The following is a 24,164-nucleotide window of genomic DNA, read 5'->3' as shown; positions in this document are numbered from 1 at the left end:
GTAGATGGTACCGCTCGTTTCGGCTAGGCGGTACCGCTGTGGTCCTCTTGGAATACCGGCGGCACATTCGGTGACGCCGCGTTGATGGAGAGGGCCCTTGATGGCTGATTACAGCGCGATCATGGCGTTGGTGTTGGAGCGCCGAAGCTACCGCGAGATTGTTCAGATGGTGGGTTGTTCACGCCGGGAGGTTTCCCTGGTGAGTAAGACTGTCAAGGCCCGTGGAATCACGGCGGCACAGGCGGGCTCGATGAGCCGGGATGAACTGGCGGAGCTGTTCCCTGATGGCAGGAAGAACGTCTCGGCCGGCTTCGTGCAGCCGGACTTCGCCGGGATTGTGAATTCGATGAAATTCAACCGGCATTACACCCTGCAGCAGGCCTGGCACCGGTACGTCCAGGCGCCTGCGGTGCAGGGAAGGAAGTACGGCTATACGCAGTTCTGTCAGTTGTTCAACGACTACGCGGCGGTTCACGAGGTCGTGGCCACTTTGCACCACGAACCTGGCCGGGCGATGTTGGTGGATTGGGCCGGGGACACACTGCCTCTCATCGACGCCGTGACCGGCGAGGTGACCAAGGCGTACCTGTTCGTGGCGGTGCTGCCGTATTCGGGCATGGTCTTTTGCACGGCGTTTACCGATATGAAGCAGGAGGCATGGAACAGCGCCCACGTTCAGGCTTTTGAGTTCTATGGCGGCGTCACCCCGATCGTGGTGCCAGACAATGCTGCGACCGCCACCAACCGGCACAGCAAGGGCGATAGCACCCGGGTCGTCAACGCCAAGTACCAGCAACTGGCCGACCACTACGGCACGGCGATCGTGCCGGCCAGATCGAACCGGCCCCGCGACAAGGCGGCCGCAGAATCTGCGGTCAACGTCGCCAACAAGCGGGTCATCGGGTACCTGGCCGAGGAACTCTGGAGCACTCTGGCGGAATTGAACACGGCCATCGAGGAGCGGGTCGATGAGATCAACGGCCAGATCAGGCGGGTGGATGGCACGACCAGGGCCGAGCAGTTCACCGAAGAGGAAGCGCCGCTGCTGCAGCCCTTGCCGGCGGAACGGTTTGAATCCGTGGAATGGAAGCAGCTGAAAGTCGGGCGGAATTACCACCTGTTGACTGAACAGCCTGCCGGGTTTGGGCATGTCGCAGAGGGACGGGTCAGCTGGGGACATAGCGTCTTGGATCATGGTCGAAGAATCTGATTGTTCCAGGGAGTTGGAATATCTGCGTGTGCCTGCGGGCGGTTCGCTGGAGGCAACCGGGTCGCGGTGGGAGCCGTATCGGCTGGTGGGCGCGGACGGCGGAACAGTCCATGCCGTCGAGGCGTTTTTCGCTGATCTGCTGGCGGCCGGGCGCAGCGAGGCAACCGTCCGCTCGTATGGCATGGATCTACTACGCTGGTTCCGTTTCTTGTGGGCGATTGGCGTGGCCTGGGATCGGGCGACCCGGATCGAGGCGCGGGATTTCTGCCGCTGGCTGGCAGTGGTGGCCCGGGAGGGCCGCGGGTATTCAATTTCAGCCCGGCTCCACAGCGAGACGGTGCTGCGGGGCTTCTACGATTTCCACCGCGATGTCGGATCGGGCCCGTTGGTCAATCCGTTCCCGCTTGCTCGGTCCCGACGCGCCGGACGGGCGAACGCCCATCACAATCCTATGGATCCCTACCGGCTGGAAAAGTCGGGCTTGTACCGGCCCAAGCCGCAGCGCCGGATTCCACGGAGCATCCCTGATCGGGTTTTCGACGACATCTTCGCGAAGTTGCGCTCGAACAGGGACCGCGCCATGGTGGCCTTCTACGTGTCTACCGGTGCGCGCGCCTCGGAGTTGTTATCGGCCACTCAGGGAGGCGTGGACCCCGGAAGGCAACTGATAACGGTGGTGCGCAAGGGAACCCGGGAAGTGCAGGAATTGCCGGCGTCACCAGACGCGTTTGTGTGGCTACGTTTGTACCAGGTCGAGATGAAAGATGCGATCGGGCAGGGCCCCCTGCAGCCGTTGTGGTGGACGCTGGACCGGCCGGCGCGGCCGTTGACCTACCACGCCGCACATCGCATGTTTGAGCGTGCCGGCCAGGCGGCCGGCCAAGAAGCAACGCTACACGCGCTTCGGCACACCGCTGCCTACCGGATGGCCGAGGACCCCTCGATGCCGCTCACAGACGTGCAATACGTCCTTGGCCATGCCCGGCTGACAACCACCCAGATTTACATCACGCCGCGAAAAGAGGACGTGATCGCCCGCGTGTTGGCGCACCACTCCGCCCGTGACCGCGTCGAACAGCCGCCGCCGCCGGCGCCGGGCTACTCGCCAGAAACCCTCGCCGTGCTCTTTGGAAAGGCCACACCATGAGCATCAGCGCCGTTATGGCCCCGGCAGAACAAAGCAAAGACACCAACGGCGACTGGCCACCACAGTCGGATGACACCAGGGACGTGGCCGCATGGCGGGCACGGTTTCCCCCGAGGCCCACCGTCGATCGGTGGCCGGCCACCGGCGTCGACAGGCAGACCTTGGATCAACAGGCGTCGGAAGCGCTGTGTGCCCCGGTATCGAAATCGATGCGACTGCTGGGCCTTCGCGGATTGTTGATGCTCCTGGACTGGTTGTCAGAGCACCCGGGCGACACCTGGCAGGAACGATGGCTGGCCAGCGGAGCGGACGCGGCGGGCGACGACTGGGCCGAGCTGCCCGCCCGGTGGCTACGTGAGCACGGCGACTACTCGCCCTCCCGGCTGGAGGTGATGACCAGTTCCTTCCTGATCGCCGTCGGACTCGATGTGGTTCGCCCGTCCTTGCGGTGGCTGCTGACCGGAGGAAAGAAACGCAAGCTGGTCCGTCACCTGACCCGTACCCGCGACGGTGAAGGATTCGCCCGGTTGGGAGACCACTGCGACCGTGACGAGACAGTCGGCACCGACGTGGGCAAGCACGTCCTGTTTCGTTGCGCCGTGATCGTCGCCGCAAAAGGCGGCACGGTCGAGGACATCACCGTCGGTGATGTCCTCGAGGTCATCGACCTGGAGAAGGAGCTTCGCGGCAAAGCACCCTCGGCCGGGGCGAGCATCCGCGTCCTGCGGCAAGCCGGGATCATTACAGCAGACGTACCGAGCCTCAAACAGATCCACAGCATCGGGCAACGCACCGTCGAACAACTCGTCGACCGCTACAACATTGCCTGCACCCCAATACGCGAACTGCTCGTCGACTACCTACGTGAGCGGCAGCCGTCCGTCGACTACTCCACACTGCTGTCGCTGGCCTACGCGCTGGTCCGCTGCTTCTGGGCCGACCTGGAACGCCACCACCAGGGCATCGAATCGTTGAACCTACCCCGCAATATTGCCGGCGCGTGGAAGCGACGACTAAGCACCAAAACCCGCACCATTGTCCGCGACGGCAAGGAAATCCAGATCGAGACCGAGCGACTGTCGCACCTGGATATTCTGGCAGCGGTCCGGGCGTTCTACCTCGACCTGTCCCAGTGGGCACTGGAAGACCCCAGTCGATGGGCCCCATGGGTGGCACCGTGTCCTATCAGCCAGGACGATCTGTCACGCCGGAAAATGGTGCGGCACCGCAAGGCGCGCATGGACAGCCGCACCCGCTCCCGATTGCCGGTAATGCCCGTATTGACCAACTCCACTAACACATGGCGCCGTCAAACGGCGGCGCTCCTCGCCGCCGGGCTACGCGCCGCGCCCGGCGAACCGTTCACCTCCGACGGCATCACCATGACCAGGATTAAACGTCCGCACGGCACGCAGGCCAACGTCTGGGTCACCAACCCGGACACCGCCAAAAAAACCCTGCTCAACCGCGATGAAGACCATGCATTTTGGGCGTGGGCGGTCATCGAGGTGCTGCGGCACACCGGCGTCCGCATCGAGGAACTGCTTGAGATCAGCCACCACAGCCTGATCCAATACCGGCTGCCGGACAGTGGGGAACTCGTTCCGCTCTTGCAGATCGCCCCATCTAAAACCGACACCGAACGGTTGCTGGTGGTCAGCCCCGAACTGGCCGAGGTGCTTTCCACGATCATCAGCCGCCACCGCAAACCCGAGGGCACCATCCCCCTGGTCAGCGCGAGAGACGAGCACGAACTGGTTTGGCGCCGACCTGCCCCGCTCCTGTTCCAACACCTCGTCAACGGCGAACACCGCGCCATCACCGCACGATTTGTCTCCACCCTGCTCGACGAAGCGCTGGCACGCACCGGCCTGACAGGCCCTGATGACGGGCAGCCGCTCCGGTTCACCCCGCATGATTTCCGCAGGATCTTCATCACCGATGCAATCATGAACGGGCTTCCGCCGCACATCGCGCAGGTCATCGCCGGTCACCAGGACATCGGCGTCACCATGGGATACAAGGCCGTCTATCCAGAGGAAACGATCACCGCCCACCGGGCGTTTATCGCCCGGCGCCGCACCCTGCGACCGAGCGAGGAATACCGCGAGCCCACCGACGACGAGTGGCAGCAATTCCTTGGCCATTTCCAACGCCGCAAGGTATCCGTCGGGACCTGCGGCCGCGCGTTCGGCAGCAACTGCATCCACGAACACGCCTGCATCCGCTGCTCCCTGCTCTGGCCCGATCCGAACCAGCAGACCCGCCTACTCGAGATCCGCGACAACCTCAAAGCCCGCGTCGTCGAAGCCCATGAGCAAGGCTGGCTCGGTGAAGTCGAAGGCCTCGAAGTCAGTCTCGCCGGCGCCGAAGACAAACTGGCCCAAGTACAACGGCGCACCAACACATCCGTCGCCCTCGGCATCCCGACCATCGGCCACCAGCCCGCTGGCTGACGCCGGCGATTCGCGATGATATATATGACTCATTCGAGTTCAGAGAACATGTCACCGCCGATTACCAGCACTACTCGGTGCCCTACAAGCTGACGGGTCGGATCTTGAAGGTCCGGCTGACCGGCGTGAAGGTAACCATCTTTGACGGCGACGCTGTGGCTTGTGAGCATCCGCGCAAGCACGGGCGCAAGGGCCAGTACTCAACCATGGTCGAACACGTGCCCAAGCAGCATCAGGACGTGCACGGCCTCTGGTCCCGGAAATGGTTCCTTGACCGCGCCCGAAGCTTCGGCCCCGCCACGATCAAGGTGATCGAGATGGTCCTTGACCGGCCAAAAATCCAGGCTCAGGCCTTTTTGGACTGCCAGAACATCCTGGAGGGCCTGGGCAAGAACAACAGGCAACGCCTGGAAGCGACGTGCCAGCAGATCCTGAACCAGCACGGCTATCCGACCTACACCACGCTCAAGCGGCTGATGGCCTCGATGAACAGTGACAGCCAACAAGCGGCGCCGCCACTGCCGGCGGCCCCGAACACGAAGAAGGCACCGGCCGCAACCGACACAGCGGAACGCAGCGACGTGTATGTCCGCGGCGCAGACTACTACCAGGAAGGCCGGTAGCAGGGTATGTTCACCAGTGTTGATTACGAGAAATTCCGGGCGCTGCGCATCACCCAGGTCGCCCTCCAACTCGAGGAACTGCTCAAGGACGATGGCAACGACCTCAAAACCCCGGAGGAGCTCTTCCTCACCGCAGTGGATGAAGCCCTGGAGGTCCGGCGCTCAAACCGCATCGACAAGCTCATAGGCAAGGCCCGGTTCCCCATCCCGCACGCCTCGATCGAAGAGATACGGTACCTGCCCGCGCGCGGGGTCTCCTCGGTGCGAATGCAACGCTACGCCGCCCATGACTGGCGGGCGGACCCGACGAACCTGCTGCTGATTTCCCCCACGGGCGCCGGGAAAACCTACATCGCCTGCGCGATAGGGATCGCCGCGTGCCATGCGGAGCACTCGGTCCACTACACCCGGATGGACGAGCTGGCACTGGAACTGGTCATCGCCCGCGGCGACAGGATCGCCCACCAAAACCTGCTCAACAAGCTCAGCGACGTTGACCTGCTCATCATCGACGACTTATGCGAAGCTTCGCATAAGTCATCTCATGTGAAGCAAAAGATTATGCGAAGTTCGCTTGGTCTGGCCCGTCGCCTGTGTTCCGGCAGCGAGTTTAACTTCGCATAACTCACACCCTTATCCTCCGCAGTTTGCCTTGGCATGATGTCAATCCCTTGACATTTGGAGGCAATGGTATGAGTAAGAACATTGACGAGCTGGCTTCTCAGGCAGGCCAGATGCTCGCTGAACTCGGGTACATGCCCGGTACGATCCAGCATTACAAAAGTTCGTGGAACAAGGCCAGGCGATGGTGCTCCGAGCGAGACATCAAATGCTTCGATAGGGAGCAGGAAGAGCAGTTCATCGTGGACATGGGGCTGAACGGGAATGTTCTTTCCCGTGTCAATCGCAAGATGCTCAGGCAGGTGCGGACCCTACTTTCCCTGGACAATGACGGGTGTCTGCCGCCTTATTCGAGGGCACTGTCTGAGGATGTACCTGATCGATTTCGGCACGTCTTTGACGCATATGTGTCCGTTCTTGAGCAGCGCAGCCTTGCACGTTCCTCAATCCGTGGCCAGAGCTGCCTGATCAGAAAGTTCATGGTCGGGTTGAGGATCAATGATTTTACTGATCTCTCCATGGAGGATGTCACCGCCCACCTCGAAGCGTGTTCCTGGATGACCGCGCAGTCACGGGCCGGGATCCTTTATGCCATCCGCGCATTCACGGCGTGGGCGGCCGGCGAGGAATTGTGTAGTCCGGCCGTCGCGGCTGCGATGCCGGTCATTCCAGGGCATAAGCATGCTGCGTTGCCGTCGGCATACGCAGTCACTGAGGTTGCCGCGATGGTCGCTGCAACGGGAGCGGGGTGCCCCAGACGTGATCGGGCAATGCTGCTCCTGGCATCTGTCCTCGGGATGCGCGCGGGCGATATTAGAGCGTTGCGTTTGGGGAGTCTGGATTGGCGTGCCCGCGAGGTCCGGTTCACGCAGGCCAAGACCGGTAACCCTGTCAGGCTGCCCCTGCCGGAGGAAGTGATGCTTGCCCTGGCCGACTACCTGCGCAACGAGCGACCCAAGAACCCAAATGAGCACGTATTTTTGCACCATCGTGCACCCCATGACAGCTTCGAGGACGCCGTGAACGCGTTCCACTACGTCGCCACCGGTGCCTACGTGCGGGCATCCGTGAACACCATGGGTAAGCATCACGGGATGCATTCGCTGCGCCACTCGGCAGCAACCAACATGCTCTCGGGGCACACTGGGTACCCGGTGATTTCGGGAATATTGGGGCATTCGAACGCCAACACCACGCGCAAGTACATGGCCATCGACGTTGAAAGGCTGCGTGTTCTGTCGTTGGAGGTGCCCCGTGGATGACATCATCGTCTTCCCAGGCCCGCACGGCGAACTGTTCACCGGCTATGTGCGCTACAAACGCTCGCTGGGCTACTCCATCGCCACGGGCTACCAATACGTGCTGCGGGAGATCGCACGATTCATCGCCGACTACCCGGTCGACTCCGGCATTGTTTCCCGGGTTGCCATGGAAAAACTGACCGGCAGGAAACCAGGCGAAGCGGTATCGAACCAGTGCAAACGCATCGCGATTTTGCGTCAGTTCTGTCTGTGGCTTGCGAGCAAGGGCTACACGCCGGCGATTCCGCCCGCGGGGCTCGTACGCGGCACGACCGATTTTGTGCCGAGGATCGTGACCGCACCCGAGATGGCCCACATCCTGGCCACTGCGGACCGCACCGTATCCGAGGCGCGTCGATTGCTGCTGCGGCTGCTGTGGTGTTGTGGCATCCGCATCGGTGAAGCCTGCGCGCTGGCAGTGTCTGACCTGGACATCAGTGCGGGCACGATCCTGATCAGACATGCCAAGGGTGACAGGACCAGGCTGCTCCCGATGTCGGCATCACTGTGGGAGTACGCCGCGGGTTATTTGGATCGGTGCGGCCTCTCCGGTGCCAGTGGCACGTCACCGTTGATGCCAACGGCGCGCGGCAATGTCCCCAAAGGCAACCACGCGGGTGTCGCGCTCCGCAGCGTTTTCGCCCGGGCCGGCGTTCTCACAGACAAGGGCAAGCCCATTCGCCCTCATGATCTCAGGCATTCGTATGCGGTTCACGCGCTTGAAAAGATGGTCGACAGCAGGATGGATGTCTATGTCGCACTGCCCCTTCTCGCCACCTACATGGGCCATGCCGACATCACCAGCACCGAGTATTACCTCAGGTTCACCCAGGACACGTTGCTGCGGATCATTGACGCGCAAGAGCCAGTGTCACAACGCGTGTTCGGTGGTGCGTCATGAGGGAGTTTCAGTCGCTGCTGCAGTCCTTCCTCATCGACTACCTGCCGAAAAGACGAGGGCTCAGCGCCCACACCATCGCCTCATACCGTGATGGGTTTGTGCTGCTGCTCAAGTGGATGGACAGCAGCGAAGCTGTGCCACCAGACAAGGTCACCATGGCACACCTCGACCCTGACCATATCGGCCGATTCAGTGGTTGGCTTCGCGAGGAACGCCAATGCGCCGCTTCCACCTCAAACGCACGCATCGCCGCCATCAGATCATTTGCAAAGTTCGTGCAGGCTGAGGCTCCCGAACACATCGAGATTTGTCGCCGTCTCCTCGAGATACCATCCGTGAAGACACCAAAAACCGAGGAGATCGAATTTCTCAGCGTACGAGCCGTGCAACTCGTCGTCGGCACCGCATCCGCCAACTTGCGGGACCTAACGATCGTGTCCCTGCTCTACGACTCGGGCGCCAGAGTCAGTGAGCTATGCGGCTTGGCGGTCGGTGACCTAACGCTTTCACGCCCCCACACTGCCAAAGTCGTCGGGAAGGGGAGGAAAGCACGCGTGATTCCTCTCTCCAACCAAGTCGGTGAAATGTTGGTGCGCTACATCGCTTCAGTTCGTCCCAACGGAGAGCTGACGGATCCGCTGTTCGTGAACCATAGCGGAAACCGGCTTGGCAGGGCCGGTGTCGCATATGTGCTGCAAAAGAGCGTCGCCGCCGCCCACTGCGCCCACCCTGCGGAAGTTCCCTCGAGTTCGCATCCCCACATCATGCGGCATTCGAAAGCCATGCATCTCCTCGACGCCGGTGTGAACCTGGTCTACATCCGCGATTTCCTTGGACACGAGAGTGTCACCACCACGGAAATCTACGCCCGGGCAAGCACCGAAACCAAACGCCGCGCCATCGAAGCAGCCGAACAAAACATAGTTCCCCACAGCCCCTACGGGAAGGAGCAACGAGCAGACCTGCACACATGGCTGCGCAATCTGCTCTAACGACCAAGAATTATGCGAAGCGACCGACACCACCGAGGCTGACAGCCTGGGCCAGACGACATGAACTTCGCATAATCTTTTGCTTCACATGAGACGACTTCCTCACCATCGGCATCGATGAGACCGCAGCCAACGACCTATTCACCGTCCTGGTCAACAGGGACCAGCGGCTGCCCACCATGATCGCCAGTCAATCCGGACCAAGATACTGGATCGAAAGCCTGCCGGAGAAAGTCGCCGCCGATTCCATCGTGAACCGGCTCGCAAGCCGGGCCCGCACGATCAACCTCGGCGACGTCGACATGCGCCGGCTGCATGCCCAAGAAGCCCGCGACGCCACCGACCACTGGGAATAACCGCCACACTCCGGCAACGCACCAGCGCACTCCCGGCGGCGGTCAACCCTGGTGCTGGCCAGAAACCGAGTTCCGCGGTTCCTGGTCGGTACCGGGTCGCCGAAATCAGCGGTACCACCTACCCGGACTGCCCGTACCATCAGGCCGTATTTGCCAAGTTGATGGCACTGGTGATGGTGTCGTGTCCCAGGGCGGCGGGATCGTCCTGACGGAGATGCTGAAGGCATCCGGGCTCACGGCTGGGTTGTCCGAGGGGTTGGGGCCGTGGCGCAAGCCGTTCGCCATCCACAATCCGGGCAAGATCCTCACCGATCTTGCGCTGTCGCTGGCCACGGGCGGGGACTTCGTCTCGGACATTGACCGGCTCCGCAACCAGCCCGAAGTTTATGGTTTGAACGCCTCGGATCCCACGATCAGCCGCCTGTTCAAGGTCCTGGCCACCGTGCGGCCGGAGAGGGCGTTGGTGGCGATCAACAAGGCCCGGGCCGCGGCCAGGGCGCATGTGTGGGAGCAGGCCGGGGAAGACTCGCCCCTGCACGGTGCCAGCAAGGACAAGCCCCTGATCATTGACCTTGACGCTTCGTTGGTGAATTCCCATTCGGAAAAGGATGACGCCCGCCCGACGTGGAAGAAGGGCTTCGGCTTCCACCCCTTGTGTTCCTACCTTGACCATGGCCAGTTGGGCACCGGGGAGCCCTTGGTGACGTTGTTGCGGCCCGGCAACGCCGGCTCCAACACCATCGCCGATCACATCCAGGTGGTGAAAGACTCCCTGAAGTAGTTGCCGGCCGGGTGGCGGCCAGGGCGGAAGATCATGATCCGCACGGACTCCGCCGGTGGCACGCATGGGTTCCTGGACTGGCTCACCGCAAAGGGGCGCAACTTCTCCTACTCCGTCGGGTTCACGATCACCGATGCCGTCGCGAAGATGCTGCCGCTGATCCCGAAGAACGGCTGGTCCCGGGCCTATGACAGTGACGGCACCGAACGGGACGGCGCCTGGGTGGCCGACATCACCGGGATACTCGATCTGTCCTCGTGGCCAAAGGGGATGCGCATCATCGTGCGGAAGGAAGTCCCGCACGTGGGTGCGCAGTTGCGGATCACCGATATCGACGGGCACCGGTACACGGCGATCGCCACGAACCAGGAAAAGGGTCAGCTGGCCGACCTGGAAGTCCGCCACCGCCTCCGGGCCCGGTGCGAGGACCGTATCCGCAACGCCAAGGACACCGGTTTCGCGAACCTGCCGTTTAAGTCCTTCACCGCCAACGAGCTGTGGTGCCATGTCGTCATGATGGCCACGGAAATCATGGCCTGGACCCAGATGATCGGGTTCAAAGACACCAAAGCCAGACGCTGGGAGCCGAAGAAGCTCCGGGCCAGGCTCTTTGAAATCGGCGGGAAACTCGCCACGCACGCCCGCCAAACCACCCTGCACCTGGCCTCCACGGCACCAGAGGTCCAACTGCTGCTTCAGGGAGTGAAACGGATCGCCGCGCTCAGCCCACCATAAACGGCAAGCAGCCGACCATCCGACACTCACCAGAAAGCCAAGAACCAGCACCACCGTGACCGGCGTGGAACCCGTCACCGACAACCGCCCCACAGGTCAGCGGCCAGAATGTCACACCCAAATGCCACAATAGGAACCACCAGGCAGACGGTCAGCCCTGATCCGCCAGAAACCCCGCCTCATGAAAGTTCGAGGCTAGACAGGGGCAAGACACCATGCCGAGGCTGGCCGGCCGACAGTCCCCATGATCCTCTTTTTAGGGACTATCAAAAAGATAACGGGGCGGGTGCCCGCCCCGTGGCGTCGCGGAGCATTTCGATTTCTGCGCGGAGATCGGGTTGGGTGTAGAGGAAGACCCGAGTTACCCCGACGTGGCGGGCGACGGCTTCGAATGAGGCAGGGGCGCCGGACTTGTCGAGTTTCCGTAGGGTTCGGATCGTTTTGGATCGGGCCAGTTCGTGGCGGCGGCGGGCGCTGGCGGCCAGGTGCCCGGAGTTTTCAGCGGGCATCGGCTGTCCCGTCGGACTGGAGGGCGTCGACCTCGAGGGTGCCGATGATGGTGTCGAGGTTTTCGGCGACCTGCCGGTTCATCTCGGCCAGCCCGGTCTGGCCCCCGGCTTGAAGCGGACCTATCGGCTTCCCGGGCGATAGCACGGACAGGGTGCCGTCAGTTACCGGTCGTACTGACGTGCTTCAGTCGGAGAACAGCTTTGGGCCTGGTGTCAAATCTCCAGAAAAGTCCATGGAAATTCTAGTTGCTTATGGCTTGATCAAGTCTTACCGGGATGATCACCGGTGTTTCACAAAACACACTGGTTGTTCGTATGTAAAAGCTCGGGACTCAGGAGTCCAGACACCCGTCGCCTGAGCGCGGCTGGACCACGCACCAATACCTGCCGGCCATGATGACAATTCGGGGGAGTAGCGCCGCGGGAAGATTCGTGGATCCGTTGTGGATGGCAAACTCGTGGATCTCGGTTACACCCGTTCCATCTGCGCGACCCGCCACGTGGTGTCCGTGCTGACGACGAATTACCTGGCACAAAATTTGAGTGTTCACCCGTCCTGGGTCGCAACCGACGGTGGCTATTATGGAGAACTCTTTATAATAGCCTTTATAATAGCCACCGGTCAGTTTAAAGTTGCAGTCGAATAATCTTAAGTAGTAGCCGACAAGAATCAGTTGGGTCAGATGAGTCATTTTGAGGAAATTCTAGACATCACGGAACCCCTCGTAGACCGTCGTCCCCGGAGTGCTGACTGTGGCCTCTGGGGATGTTGCGCCTCCACAGGGCTCAGGGCTCTAGACATGGCGATTTAATAGATGCAAGCTCACCGTGCCGATTTGCCGATTTCAAGGGGCGCGAACCGCGAGATGTAGAGGATCTTCGCACCCAGTGGGATACATGACCTTGCATCAATTATATCGAGAATGGACGCCGGAGTGCCGCGCTCCGGCGTCCAAAAGCCCTAAGATTCACCGAACTGAGTCTGCAGTCACCTGAGCGTGTCCAGAGTCCTGGGGCTTGGGCGGGATACCCACCCCTCGCGTGTCAATAGCCGGAACGGCGCCAGTTGAGGGCCCAGGGGAAGCATTTCGGCATAGTTGAAGCCATGCTCATGCATTTTTTATTTTCCTGGTTCCATGTCAGGTTCTACCTGGTGCTCAATCAGGAATGGGAAGGGGATGCCGAGGAGACAGTAGGGGCGGCTTGTTCTGCGTCGATGGACTTCCCGGTCCTGCTCGCACCGAAGGCGAAGACGGCAATGGCTCCGGCTACCCAGGCTGCTGAAACCATGAAGAACACAGGAACATAGCCGGCGGCACCGAAGACCATAGCTACTATGAGCGGGAAAGCGACGTTGCTCAGGCGGCCGAATGCGTTGGAGAGTGCCGTGCCGGCCATCCGCTGGCGGGTGGGGAACTGTTCCGGGGTGTAGGCGAAGAGTATGGCCATAGTAGTCTGACTGAAGAAGGTCACCGCAAGTCCAAGAAGCATAATGGATACATCGTTGCGGGCAAGTCCGTAAAAGACTCCGCAGCAGGCAACCAAGAGGCAGAAGATCCCCAGCAGCTTGCGGCGGGAGAAACGGTCAATCAGCACGGCTGAGAAGAGGGCGCCGGGGAAACTGCCGATCGACATGATGGACGTGAAGAGTAAGCTTTTGGTGACCGAGTGACCATTGGAGGACAGCAGCGTCGGGACCCACGAGGAGAAGCCGTAGAACCCGGCGAACAGCAGAACCCATGCAAGGAGAAGTCCGATGGTCCGGCGAGCCAAGCCATTGCGGAAAAGACTCACATAGGTGGCCAATGAGCCATTGCCCACACTGGAGGCGTGAAAGGGCTCCAGTGAAACGTGTCCAGCACTTAGTTCGCGACCGATGATTGACGATGTCGACTCCAACGCCCGTTCGGTTTGTCCGCGCAGTAGCAGCCACCTAGGGGACTCTGGTAGCCGCATGAGGAAGGGAATCAGGAGTATGCCGAGGGCGCCGAAAACGAAGATTCCGCGCCAGCTCTCGCCTGGCAGGCCAACTAGGAATCGCGCGACAAATGCGGCGACAGGGATGCCGACCATTCCCGTGGCGAATGAAATTGACTGCATCCGTCCTCGGGAGGCCGCAGGCGCGACCTCGGCGACGTAAGTTAGTGCGATGGCAGTCATGGCGCCTAGGCCAAGCCCTGTGAGGAATCGCGTGAGGCCCATTTCCCAGACCTGCGTAACTGTGGCGTTGGCTAGCGAACCGACCGAGAACAAGGCCACGGAGACTATGAGGCCTTTGCGGCGACCAACAAGGTTGGCGAACCAACCCGCGGCGATGGATCCAATTGCCATGGCGAGGAAGGATGCGGAAGTGACACCCGCAATGTCACCTATCGTGTAATGATAACCAACCTTGAGCACGGGCGCGGCATAGGCAAAGGTGTTCAGGTCTGCGAGATCGAAGAAGAATATGGCACTGATGACAATCAGAATGAAGCGATGGGTCCGTCGGAATGGGCTGGCCTCGAGTTCCGACAATACGTGGGGTGAAGACATTGTTACCTCCTTTGGGGAATTTGTTTGTAGTAGGCGCTCGCCATCTCGGGGAAGCGCCCGTGATCACGGCGAACGTTTGTGACAGCTGACATGAAAACTTGCAACATATTTTGTAATTACTAGAAAAGCCTTTCGGTATGTTCCAGCAAAACCATCCAAGTGCAGAGCCGTATCTAGTTCGTGGATGCAAAATACCGCCGGGGCAACCTGGAGCAAGAGGCTCCCTCGGACGTTTCGCTCGGCGACGTACTCATCGTTAGTTGGGACGGCAAATCTTGCATGAGAGCAGCGGATCCTATGCGCATGCAGACGTCGGCCGTCAGCAACTTCATGCCCTGGTTATCACGGATACGGCGGTAGAACTCCAGATGTTCGTACGCATACCGGGCGGCTTTATCAGCGAATAGTTGGTGGTCACCAGCCTCCCTGGCGTCAGCGGGCGTGGAGGCGCGCGGGCCAGGGCAGGAGATCTTGGAGTTCCACAATTGGACACGGAACAGGCTCTCGCAACGCGAATTGTTTGCATCGCTTTCGGCGGCCCTTGGCGCCGGCACGACTCGTCCACCTCCGTTCGGGCAGAGACTGCGAATACGCAAAAATGATCACGAAAACCACGACGAGGCTGGCTGGTTGAACAAGCAATTGGAAAATTTGACAGGTCCATCATGTTCTCCTCGCTAGGGGCGGCGCCATTGCCGCCCGATGATGGTTGTCTTCAGATAACATGACGTTCACGCAGGTCCGACATTTCGACTTCGGTTAAGCCGAGCAGACCGCAAAGGATCTCCTCGTTGTCGGCGCCGACCGAGCGTCCCAAATGACGCACGACACCGGGCGTACGCGACATCCGTGCGACGGGGGCCTGGACCCGGACGGAGTTGAGTTCCTCGTCCGCCACACTCAGGAACGTGCCGCGGGCCATGACGTGCGGGTCGTTCATGAGCTGCTTCGCGTTGTAGACCGGGCCCGAGGCAACACCGCTGGCATCGAACTCGTCCAGCACAGTCTGCAGCGGGCGGGCACCGATCCAGTCGGCGATGAGCTGGTCCACGACATCGCGGTTGGCGATGCGTCGCAGCGGATCGGCGTACTCGGGGTCCTCGCGCAGCTCGGGCCTGCCGATGGCGTCGTAGACACGCAAGGCGATCGTTTGTGCGCTGCCCGAGACGGCCAGCCACTGGTTGTCTGAAGTCTTGTAGGTATTGCGGGGGACGCTGATGGACCACTTGTTGCCCACACGAGCCGGGATTTCCCCGAGCTGGTCGTAAACCAGGGTGGCTTGTTCGGCGAAGCGGGCCAGCGGCTCGAGCAGGCTCAGGTCGATCAGCTGCCCCTCGCCGGTGCGCTCACGGTGCAGCAGCGCGGCGCTGATCGCAAACGCCCCGTGCACGGCGGCGACACAGTCGGCCAGCATGAAGCCGGGCAACGTTGGCGGCCCGTCGGGTTCTCCCGTGAGGTGGGAGAACCCGCTCATGGCCTCGCTTATGGTGCCGAAGCCGGGCTTGTCGCTGTAGGGGCCGGTTCCGCCGTAGCCGGTCACGTGGACCATGATGAGCCCCGGCTGGATCGCGGAAAGCTCCTCCCACGTCAGTCCCCAGCGCTTGAGTGTGCTGGGACGGGTGTTGAGGACCACGACGTCGGCGTCGGCCACGAGGTGTCGGAATATGCCTTGGCCCTCCTCAACGCGCAGGTTGAGCGAGACGGTGCGCTTGTTGCGGCCCAAGCTCTTCCACATCAGGTTGACGCCGTCCTTGTTGGCACCCCATTGTCGAATTGGATCGCCAGTTCCGGGCTGTTCAACCTTGATGACGTCTGCCCCGTATTCGGCGAGGTATGTGGCCATCATCGGGCCAGCCACCAGGGACGCCGCGTCCAGGACCCTTATTCCGGCGAATGCGCTGGCGTTCACAGGGCTCCCTCCAGGATGCGGCGCGCGCGTGCAACTACTGGGTAGTCGACGAGTCTGCCATCGACGACTATGGCTGCCTTGCCCAGCCGGTCGGCTTCTGTGAAGGCTCGGACAATGTTCTTGGCCTGCTCGACCTCCTCCGGGTCCGGCGCGAACCCCTCTCTGGCGGGCCCCACCTGGGACGGGTGGATGAGCATCTTTCCCGCATAGCCCATGCGGCGAGCCTGTCGGCACTGCGCGAGCAACGCTTCCGGGGTGCGGATGCCCAGGAAGGGTCCGTCCAGCGGCGGTTGGATTCCGGCGACGCGGCACGCCATAACGACGGCGGAGCGTGCGTAGAGTAGCTCATCGGCGTCGGGAGTGTGGTCGATCGAGTGGATCCCTACGTCGAGCATGTAGTCGACGAATCCGAAGATGGCCGTCCGTACGCGGGACGACGCAGACAGGATGTCGACGGCGCGGTGCACGCCGGCTGCGGTTTCGAGCAGCGGGATAATGCCGATGCTGCCGATCGGGATGCCGGCGGCACGTTCAGCCCGGGCCAGCGCGGCATCAGCCAGGTCGATATCCGCTGGAGACGACGCCTTGGAGAGGACAATCCCGTCCAGGTGCGGATGCACAACACCGGCAATATCGTCCTCAGTGAGGCCCGTGCTGGTGTCGTTGATGCGAACGAATACGGGGAAATTCCGAAACGCGGAAGAAGTGATGCTCTCGAGCGCGATGGCTCGTGCCGCCACTTTGTGGGTCGTGTTGACGGCGTCCTCAAGGTCGATCGCCGCGGAGTCGGCGCCGGTCGAGGGGATCTTTGCGACTTTGTCCGGCGCAGTTGCGGGACAGAAGAGCAGGGTGCTGATGGGGGTGGACATGGGGTCCTTTCAAATCGTGGGCCGCATGAATTGGCCGTGTGGGGGCGTTCGGTTCGAGCAGTGCGGCCAGAGGAAGGGCGGTGCTGACAGCTATGTGGCCCACGTCTTGAGTGGGGCCAGGCTTTGGTGGTGCTGTCTCCCGTTCGGTGCCAATGCGTCATATCGTTACCAAACTGGCTTTTGGATCCAAAATCCATTGATAGCGTAACTGAGAGTGACGTGAGGCACAACCCCGGGGCATGAAGTTCTTTCCAGCTGCCTTTAAGCAACTAATATGGCTGGCATGTCACCCACCTATGAGTTCTCTGGAAAGTCCCCCGTCACTCCGGCATCCGTTTTCGTGGCACCAACCGCGTCGATCATCGGAGACGCCCATTTTGGCGAGGGGGCGAGCGTGTTTTATGGCGCGACCGTGCGCGCCGACACAGCTAGGATTGAAGTGGGCGAGGGTAGCAACCTGCAGGACAACGTTGTAGTTCACGCCGACCCCGGGTTTCCGTGCACCCTTGGGGCGGGAGTCAGCGTGGGGCACGGGGCGGTGGTGCACGGCTGTACGGTCGAGGACGGTAGTTTGATCGGCATGGGTGCCACGGTGATGAATGGCGCAGTGATTGGCGCGGGGTCACTTGTGGCGGCTGGCGCGGTCGTGCTGGAGGGTACGGTCGTTCCACCTCGTTCGCTGGTGGCCGGGGTGCCGGCGAAAGTCAGGAGGCCGCTGACAGACGCCGAGGTCGAACGTGTCGGCGCGACGGCCATCCGCTATGTTCCGCGCGCGGCGGCACACCGTGAGCTCCACGCGCGTTACTGAGCCGCTCCGCAACACATTGCTCACAGACAGGCGGACGAGAGGTCCCGCCGTCGTGCCGGATGGTGAGCCGATCAGCGGAACGTAAGTGACGCCGTCGCGCTTGCCGGCCGCCGCCCTGCGGCGAAGAGTTGGACATCGACCCCCGTGGGCGTGTCTCTGGAACTCAGCGACAGCTCATCGCCCAGGTGGGCAGGTCGGAGCAGTCGGTAGTTGGCAGACGCGAGCGAGGAGGGTGCGCGACCCGACAGACCCTCGCGCATCATCAGCAGGATCTGCAGTGGCCCATGGATGACCAGCCGCTCATAGCGCTCCTTCTCACGTGCGTAGTCCGCGTCGTAGTGGATGCGATGTGCGTTGCCGGTCAGCGCGCTGAAGCGGAACAGTGTCGTCGCTTCAGGGGTAAACGCGCTGGCCGCTGGCGCCACCCCCGCAACGCCGCCGGCAGGCCCTGCGGGGGTGATCGCGGCGGGCGGTGATCCGCGGTGGACTGGTCCCGAGCGGTACACAATATCCTGCTCTTCCACTACGCACAGTTCACCCAGCTGATGAAACTCGTGGCGAAGTACAACAAAAAGCATCTCCCCGGAGCGCCCGTTCTTCACCTGTGTCCGGATCACCGTGGCCGAGCGTTCGGTGTCCATGCCGGTCCGCAGCGGTTTGAGCTGCTTATAACGTCCGCCGGCGAACATTCGCGTTCGTAGGCGAAGCGGTGGCAGGAAATCTCCGGCCGTCGGGTGCCCGTCGTTCCCAAGCTCTGCTGCCGGGGTCCAGTCCAGGAAATAAAGCCAGTGCCACAGTGGCGGGACGTTTGTGGACGCCGGCGGTTCGATCCCGAGCGTGGCAGCAAGTGCACCGAGCGGCCAAGGGTCTAACCACTGGTTCCGCGTCAACGGTTTGGGTGACCACCCGGAAAGCTGTGGGGTGATCGCATATTCGTTGGCTGTAGCCGGTTCGGTGGCTTCGGTGCTATGTTTTGTTGTCATGCCCGCTCCTTCGCGGTCGTGATGGATTGAGGCCCGACCCCGGCGCGGAAGTCAGACGCCGATGCCGTATTTTTCGCACATAGCCAGCAGCTGCGAATCGAGCTCGGCCTCAGGGTGCAGGACTTCTATCTGGTCCTTGATCGCCAGCCAGTTGTGCCGGGCGACCAGCCGCTCAACGGTTTCGGAGTCCCGTTCGAGCCATGCCGCAGTGATGTCCAGGTGGGCAGCCTCCGAACGGTTGACATGGACCGTGCTGCGCCAATAGTACAAGCGGTACCGAGAAAACAGTTCCCAGTGCCGACGAATCGTTCGGCCCAGGTCGGTCTCCTTGGCATGCGGTCCGATCCCCGAGATTTCAAAGTGGAAATCCCTGTTGGAATCGAAGAAGGCGTGTGTGTCCATCGGATCGATTTGCGCCAACGTCATGTCGCGCAAACGCCCGGCAGCCGCATCGTCGTGGACGCGTGCCGCCAGCCCCGCCGAAACGGGCTCGAGCATCATTCGGGCCACCGCGATGTCCGTGATCTCGTCGATCGTCATCTCGTTGACGACGATTCCCTGACGCGCATGGTTGGCAAACCAACCCTCGCCCTGAAGTCGGCGGAAGGCCTCGCGCAGGGGAGTGCGGCTCACCCCGAGTTCCGCCGCAATCTCCTCCTGTCGCAGCCGCGATCCCGGCTTGAGCCTGCCGTCGATGACCTGTGCGCGGAGTTCGTCGGTTATTCGCTCCACTAGCGGGCGTGTATCCAAGGCTGTCATATTCTTCAGTTTAGGCGACGGGGGCTCCTTTCGGGACTCTCGGATCCCAAAACCAAATCAGTTCTGGTTTTTGGATCCAGAAATAGGATAATGTGATTGTGTCCCCGCGCACAAGCGCCCCGGCAGTGCAAAGATTGGAGCATCCAATGCCCTTAGGAACCACGACTTACCGCGTTGAGGACGGCGTTGCCGTGATCGAACTGGTCAATCTTCCGCTGAACCTCGTTTCCCTCCCATTGACAGCAGACCTGAACGAACATCTCAAGGCCGCCGCCGACGATCATCAGGTACACGCCATTGTCCTGACGGGGGCCGGAGAGAAGGCATTCTGCGCTGGTTCGGATATCGACGAGTTCGATGAATTCATGCAGAGCGGACGCGTTGTGCCTGGAAAGCTGCGTTTCCAGAACGAGGTTTTCAGCCGGTTGGAGCAACTTCCCAAGCCGACTGTTGCTGCGCTGAACGGACTCGCCTACGGTGGCGGACTGGAAATTGCCCTCTGCTGCGACGTGATCGTGGCCGATGAGACAGCCAAGCTGGCACTGCCAGAGATTCGTCTGGGCGTGTTTCCCAGCAGTGGAGGTCCCGTCAGACTGAGTCGGCGAATCGGACCCGGCCGTGCGAAGAGGATGATTTTTACCGCCGAATCAGTCGACGCCCGGCAGGCCGAACAAATGGGATTGGTTGATGAACTTGTGCCTCAAGGCACCGCGCTGGTTGCCGCCCTGCGGCTGGCCACCGAGATGGGTCGTGGGCCGGCACTTGGGCTCGCTGCGGCAAAGGACCTCATCGACCGGAGCCACGTCGACGACTGGGTGACGTTGCGGGAGGTGTCCTTCCAATGGAGCGACGAAGCCTTCAGCTCGTTCGATTGCACAGAGGGGGTCCGTGCATTCCGGGCCAAAGAGGAGCCGAACTTCAGACAAGCAATCCAGGGTTCGGCCACGGCATCGGCCGAGGGTGCTCGTTGAGCCCGCTGGGACCGCTCGCCGGACTGCGCGTCGTCGAGATATCCGCCTTTATCGCTGCGCCATTTGCCGGATTGAACCTGGCCCAACTCGGTGCCGACGTGATTCGCATCGACCCGATCGCCGGTAACGTCGACTTCGGGCGCTGGCCGCTGGCACCCTCGGGAAAGAGCATCTACTGGGCCAGTCTAAACAAGTCTAAACGCTCCGTTTCCTTGGACCTGAAGTCGGAGGAAGGGCAAGCCCTGGCCACAGCGATCATTCGCGACGCCGGCATTCTTGTAACCAATTTACCTGCCCGCGGCTGGATGGACTATGAGCGGCTGCGCGCGGAGCGCGACGACCTTGTCTTCGTGGAGCTCACGGGGAACTTCGACGGCACGCCGGCGGTCGACTACACCGTCAATCCTCCCAGCGGATTTCCAACGGCCACCGGAGTTGGGACCGCGCCCGTGAATCACGTGCTCCCTGCCTGGGATATAGCGGCGGGCCTTTATCTGGGCATGGCCGTCCTGGCCGCTGATCGCGCGCGAGGAATAACAGGGGAGAGTCAGAAGGTCAGTTTGGCACTCTCCGATGTCATGCTCTCGGTCGTCGCCAATCTGGGATACGTTGCCGACGTCCAGGTCAACAACCACTCCCGCGAGCCTGAGGGTAACTACATCTATGGTGCCTTTGGCTGTGACTTCGAGACCGCCGATGGACGGCGCGTCATGATTGCCGCCATGACCCTACGCCAATGGGCTGCAATTGCAACGGCGAGTGGTGCAGGCACGGAGCTCGACGCCATGGCCGCTCGGCTCGGCGTTGATTTGGGCACCGACGGCGGACGCTATGCGGCCCGGGAAGAGATCGCGGCGATTATCGAACCGTGGTTTGCTGCCCGCAGCTTGTTCGACGTCGAATCTGGTCTGGCGAAGGCCGGAGCGATGTATGGCGTCTATCGTGACTTTAGGCAGCTCGTCACCGAGGATTATCGGTGCTCGGAGAAGAATCCGATGTTTTCGACCATCGAGCAGAGGGGACTGGGATTTATTTTGGCGCCGCGCAGCCCGCTTGCCTTTGGGGAAAGCGGTTCAGCAAGCCCATCGGTTGAACCCGCTCCGGAGTTGGGGCAGAACACAGCTGGAGTGCTCAGCTCAGTGTTGAACCTTTCCGGCAGTGAGCTGCAGGACCTTGCAGACGCGGGTTTTGTGAATCTCGGTTCGGCGCCTCCGTTCGACGCTCTGGCTGGAGCGACAGTGCAAATACAGATTAGTTAATCGAACGCCATTCCCAGCCATGTCGTTCCGCGATGACCGCGTCGGGCGTCTATGCCGAAGGAAGCCTCGGGTACCGTAAACTCGCGGGTCAGAGGCAATTTGACGTTTGTCCTGTTCCAGCGGTGCTCCGATGTGTTCGCGTGGAATGACTTTGCATGCACCCTGCTGGTCGTCCCGTGGCTGACTTAGCCGTTTTGCCTTGGCCGTTCCTCCGTGGTCGCCGTCGGCTGTTTCTTCTTGCACTTGTACATGGTGCTCTGGATTCATGACGACGTGAGAATTTACGGTCAGCCGGGTCTTGAACATCAAGCGGCCCTGGTCGGGCGGCACCTTCTCAGTTTGGTGGTGAGTATTCGGGCCCATAGTTGCCATGGTCGACGGGCCGTGGCCCGCATACGATCTCGCGGGTGGAGCTGGCTACCAGCTACCCGGCCAGAAATGACAGTACTTCTGCTGAAGCCTCGTCGATTTGCTCCTCGAAGTATGCATGCCGGGCACCGTCGAACACGCGGACGGTGGCGCCGGGGATCAGGTCGGCCAGCAGGTGCCCGTTGGCGGTCGGCACGACGGCGTCGTCCGTTCCGTGGAGCACCAGCGTGGGTGCCGTAATACTGGCTGCGAGGGCGGACGTGTCATGCGTTTTGCTCGCGCGTCGGTGTCCGATCCGGGCAAGCTGGGTGGCCGGGGCCGCAACCACCGCGGCGTTCGGTTCATGGGAGGCAAGCCAGTTGTCCGTGTACATCAGGGGCAGTCGGGCGCGGTTTCCTTCCGGCCCCGATTGTCCGAATTGTTCGGCCGTGGCAGGGTCCATCAGGACGGCGGGCGGCCCTCCGGTAGAGGTGCAGCCGAGCACCAGTTTGATGACCCGCTCCGGATGGTCCAGCGCGATCCACTGTGCCACTTTGCCGCCCATCGACGTGCCGTACACATGAGCCGCCGCAATGCCCAGGGCATCCAGGACGGCAATGGCGTCGCCGGCAAACCGGCGGGTGGAGTACTCCGCCTTTGGTGCGGCAATGCTGGCGCCCGTGCCGATGTAGTCGGCGCGGATGACCGTGTGGCGCCCCGCCAGCGACGGAACAACACGGTCCCACCACCGCCGGTCCGTGCCCTGGCCGGACGGCAGTAGCAGCGCAGGTCCGACACCGTCGACGCTGAAGGCAATGGTGGAGCCGTCGTCTGCGGTGGTAGTGCTGGAGGTCGTCATGGTCAGTATGACCGGGGCAGGCCGAGGACCTTGGTGCCGATGAAGGCCTTGATCATGTTGTTGTTTACCGGTGCAACCTGGTACATGCGGGTTTCGCGGAACTTGCGTTCAATGTCGTATTGGTCCACAAAGCCGTAGCCTCCGTAGGTGTTCAGTGCCGCATTGGCGGCGTCCCAGCTGGCCTCGGAGCTGAGGTGCTTGGCCATGTTCGCCTCGGCGCCGCAGGGCTCGCCGGCGTCGAAGAGCCGGGCGGCCTCGAAGCGCATCATGTCCGCGGCGCGGATCTTCATGTACGCGTCGACGATCGGGAACTGGACGCCCTGGTTGGAGCCGATTTTGCGGCCAAAGACCTCGCGGCTGTTGGCCCAGTCCGTGGCGCGCTGCGTAAACCAGTAGCCATCGCCCACGGCCTCGGAGGCGAGCAGGATCCGCTCGGCGTTCCAGCCGTCGAGCACGTAGCGGAAGCCGTTGTCTACCTGGCCAATGACGGCTGAGGCCGGCACCCGCATGCCATGGTAGTGGACTTGGTTGGTGGCGTAGTTGAACATGGTCCGCACCTTCACCACGTTCAGGGTTTCCGGCTGCTGGGCGCGCACCTGGCGCAGGTCGACCAGGAACAGGGTCAGGCCGCGGGTGCGTTCGGCGCCCTTCGGGGAGGTGCGGGCGAGGACGAAGGCCAGGTCTGATTCATCGATGCGACTGGTCCAGCTCTTGTGCCCGGTGATGACGAAGTCGTCACCGTCGCGGACCGCTGCTGTTTCAATGCTTGTGGTGTCCGAGCCGGCCTTGTCCTCCGTGATGGAAAACGCCTGAAGGCGTAGCCGTCCGGCCGCGATTTCGGGCAGGTACGCGTCTTTCTGCGCCTCGCTGCCGTGGCGGAGCAGGGCGCCCATGGTGTACATCTGCGCGTGGCAGGCGGCGGAGTGCCCGCCGGAGCGGTTGATTTCCTCCATGATGATGCTCGCCTCGGTCAGGCCGTAGCCCAGCCCGCCGTACTCCGTGGGGATGAGTGCTGCCAGCAGCCCTGAGTTGGTCAGGGTGTTCACAAATTCCTGGGGGTAGCTGCGTTGCTGGTCTGATTCGCGCCAGTACTCATCGCCAAATCCCTTGCAGAGGTCGCGTACTGTCTGGCGCAGCTCCTCGGTGGTGGGCTTGGCGGTCGCGCTCACGTCTGTGGTTTGGGGGCCCATGGCTACTTCCTTGTAGGGCCGGGCCGATGTCCGGCGGACTGT

20 protein-coding genes and 1 pseudogene are annotated in these 24,164 nt (G+C 61.9%); 13 read left to right on the top strand and 8 right to left on the bottom strand.

Features of this window, described 5'->3' with window-relative positions:
• Window positions 1-100 precede the first annotated feature (100 nt).
• The 10 genes and pseudogenes from istA to G6035_RS07440 all read left to right on the top strand — a co-directional run bounded on the left by istA (window position 101) and on the right by G6035_RS07440 (window position 11,123).
• The gene (gene istA / locus G6035_RS07485) at window positions 101-1,210 is read left to right on the top strand and encodes an IS21 family transposase (protein ID WP_176616455.1); all 1,110 of its coding nucleotides are present in this window, start codon (window positions 101-103) and stop codon (window positions 1,208-1,210) included.
• Window positions 1,194-2,357 carry a tyrosine-type recombinase/integrase gene (locus tag G6035_RS07480; protein ID WP_176616454.1) on the top strand — a complete coding sequence of 388 codons (1,164 nt, stop codon included), beginning with the start codon at window positions 1,194-1,196 and terminating at the stop codon, window positions 2,355-2,357. Before istA ends, G6035_RS07480 begins: the two co-directional genes overlap by 17 nt.
• Window positions 2,354-4,813: a tyrosine-type recombinase/integrase gene (locus G6035_RS07475; RefSeq protein ID WP_218063034.1), complete on the top strand. Its 2,460-nt coding sequence runs from the start codon at window positions 2,354-2,356 to the stop codon at window positions 4,811-4,813. Before G6035_RS07480 ends, G6035_RS07475 begins: the two co-directional genes overlap by 4 nt.
• A complete protein-coding gene (locus G6035_RS07470; protein ID WP_371130909.1) occupies window positions 4,765-5,436 on the top strand; it encodes a hypothetical protein in 672 nt (223 codons plus the stop codon). The genes G6035_RS07475 and G6035_RS07470 overlap by 49 nt, the downstream gene beginning before the upstream one ends.
• A 6-nt stretch (window positions 5,437-5,442) precedes the next feature.
• The gene (locus G6035_RS07465) at window positions 5,443-6,060 is read left to right on the top strand and encodes an ATP-binding protein (protein WP_176616452.1); all 618 of its coding nucleotides are present in this window, start codon (window positions 5,443-5,445) and stop codon (window positions 6,058-6,060) included.
• Between the two features lie 68 nt (window positions 6,061-6,128).
• On the top strand, window positions 6,129-7,319 hold the full coding sequence (locus tag G6035_RS07460; RefSeq protein ID WP_176616451.1) for a tyrosine-type recombinase/integrase: 1,191 nt from the start codon (window positions 6,129-6,131) through the stop codon (window positions 7,317-7,319).
• Window positions 7,312-8,259 carry a tyrosine-type recombinase/integrase gene (locus G6035_RS07455; protein ID WP_176616450.1) on the top strand — a complete coding sequence of 316 codons (948 nt, stop codon included), beginning with the start codon at window positions 7,312-7,314 and terminating at the stop codon, window positions 8,257-8,259. The genes G6035_RS07460 and G6035_RS07455 overlap by 8 nt, the downstream gene beginning before the upstream one ends.
• Window positions 8,256-9,251: a tyrosine-type recombinase/integrase gene (locus tag G6035_RS07450; protein ID WP_176616449.1), complete on the top strand. Its 996-nt coding sequence runs from the start codon at window positions 8,256-8,258 to the stop codon at window positions 9,249-9,251. Before G6035_RS07455 ends, G6035_RS07450 begins: the two co-directional genes overlap by 4 nt.
• A 179-nt stretch (window positions 9,252-9,430) precedes the next feature.
• Entirely contained in the window at window positions 9,431-9,607 is a 177-nt protein-coding gene (locus G6035_RS07445; RefSeq protein WP_256127817.1) for a hypothetical protein, read from the top strand.
• Between the two features lie 127 nt (window positions 9,608-9,734).
• Window positions 9,735-11,123 (top strand): annotated as a pseudogene (locus tag G6035_RS07440) (IS1380 family transposase).
• Between the two features lie 841 nt (window positions 11,124-11,964).
• Here G6035_RS07440 and G6035_RS07435 read toward each other — a convergent pair.
• The 4 genes from G6035_RS07435 to G6035_RS07420 form a co-directional block, all read right to left on the bottom strand.
• Window positions 11,965-12,324: a hypothetical protein gene (locus G6035_RS07435; RefSeq protein ID WP_176616448.1), complete on the bottom strand. Its 360-nt coding sequence runs from the start codon at window positions 12,322-12,324 to the stop codon at window positions 11,965-11,967.
• A 469-nt stretch (window positions 12,325-12,793) separates the two neighbouring features.
• Window positions 12,794-14,167 carry an MFS transporter gene (locus G6035_RS07430; RefSeq protein WP_176616447.1) on the bottom strand — a complete coding sequence of 458 codons (1,374 nt, stop codon included), beginning with the start codon at window positions 14,165-14,167 and terminating at the stop codon, window positions 12,794-12,796.
• A 715-nt stretch (window positions 14,168-14,882) separates the two neighbouring features.
• Window positions 14,883-16,076, bottom strand: coding sequence for a CaiB/BaiF CoA transferase family protein (locus G6035_RS07425; RefSeq protein ID WP_371130907.1), 1,194 nt, complete (start codon window positions 16,074-16,076; stop codon window positions 14,883-14,885).
• On the bottom strand, window positions 16,073-16,945 hold the full coding sequence (locus tag G6035_RS07420) for a CoA ester lyase (RefSeq protein ID WP_176616446.1): 873 nt from the start codon (window positions 16,943-16,945) through the stop codon (window positions 16,073-16,075). Before G6035_RS07420 ends, G6035_RS07425 begins: the two co-directional genes overlap by 4 nt.
• 283 nt (window positions 16,946-17,228) lie before the next feature.
• Here G6035_RS07420 and G6035_RS07415 point away from each other — a divergent pair, with 283 nt between their 5' ends.
• Window positions 17,229-17,753 carry a gamma carbonic anhydrase family protein gene (locus G6035_RS07415; protein WP_176616445.1) on the top strand — a complete coding sequence of 175 codons (525 nt, stop codon included), beginning with the start codon at window positions 17,229-17,231 and terminating at the stop codon, window positions 17,751-17,753.
• Between the two features lie 71 nt (window positions 17,754-17,824).
• Here G6035_RS07415 and G6035_RS07410 read toward each other — a convergent pair whose 3' ends face one another.
• Together G6035_RS07410 and G6035_RS07405 are read right to left on the bottom strand one after the other, a co-directional pair.
• Window positions 17,825-18,736, bottom strand: coding sequence for a hypothetical protein (locus tag G6035_RS07410; protein WP_176616444.1), 912 nt, complete (start codon window positions 18,734-18,736; stop codon window positions 17,825-17,827).
• Window positions 18,737-18,787: 51 nt separating this feature from the next.
• The gene (locus G6035_RS07405; RefSeq protein WP_176616443.1) at window positions 18,788-19,495 is read right to left on the bottom strand and encodes a GntR family transcriptional regulator; all 708 of its coding nucleotides are present in this window, start codon (window positions 19,493-19,495) and stop codon (window positions 18,788-18,790) included.
• A 146-nt stretch (window positions 19,496-19,641) separates the two neighbouring features.
• On the opposite strand from G6035_RS07405, the gene G6035_RS20035 reads away from it, so the two are divergent.
• Together G6035_RS20035 and G6035_RS07395 are read left to right on the top strand one after the other, a co-directional pair.
• Window positions 19,642-20,466 carry an enoyl-CoA hydratase/isomerase family protein gene (locus G6035_RS20035; protein WP_176616442.1) on the top strand — a complete coding sequence of 275 codons (825 nt, stop codon included), beginning with the start codon at window positions 19,642-19,644 and terminating at the stop codon, window positions 20,464-20,466.
• The gene (locus G6035_RS07395) at window positions 20,463-21,725 is read left to right on the top strand and encodes a CoA transferase (RefSeq protein WP_176616428.1); all 1,263 of its coding nucleotides are present in this window, start codon (window positions 20,463-20,465) and stop codon (window positions 21,723-21,725) included. Before G6035_RS20035 ends, G6035_RS07395 begins: the two co-directional genes overlap by 4 nt.
• 424 nt (window positions 21,726-22,149) lie before the next feature.
• Here G6035_RS07395 and G6035_RS07390 read toward each other — a convergent pair whose 3' ends face one another.
• A complete protein-coding gene (locus G6035_RS07390) occupies window positions 22,150-22,932 on the bottom strand; it encodes an alpha/beta fold hydrolase (RefSeq protein WP_176616441.1) in 783 nt (260 codons plus the stop codon).
• A 2-nt stretch (window positions 22,933-22,934) separates the two neighbouring features.
• The gene (locus G6035_RS07385; RefSeq protein ID WP_176616440.1) at window positions 22,935-24,122 is read right to left on the bottom strand and encodes an acyl-CoA dehydrogenase family protein; all 1,188 of its coding nucleotides are present in this window, start codon (window positions 24,120-24,122) and stop codon (window positions 22,935-22,937) included.
• Between the last annotated feature and the right edge of the window lie 42 nt (window positions 24,123-24,164).

The organism is Arthrobacter sp. SDTb3-6, assembly GCF_013376095.1.
Taxonomy (GTDB): domain Bacteria; phylum Actinomycetota; class Actinomycetes; order Actinomycetales; family Micrococcaceae; genus Specibacter.
The sequence above is the reverse complement of the archived record's forward strand: the minus strand, read 5'-3'. Positions and strand labels throughout refer to the sequence as shown.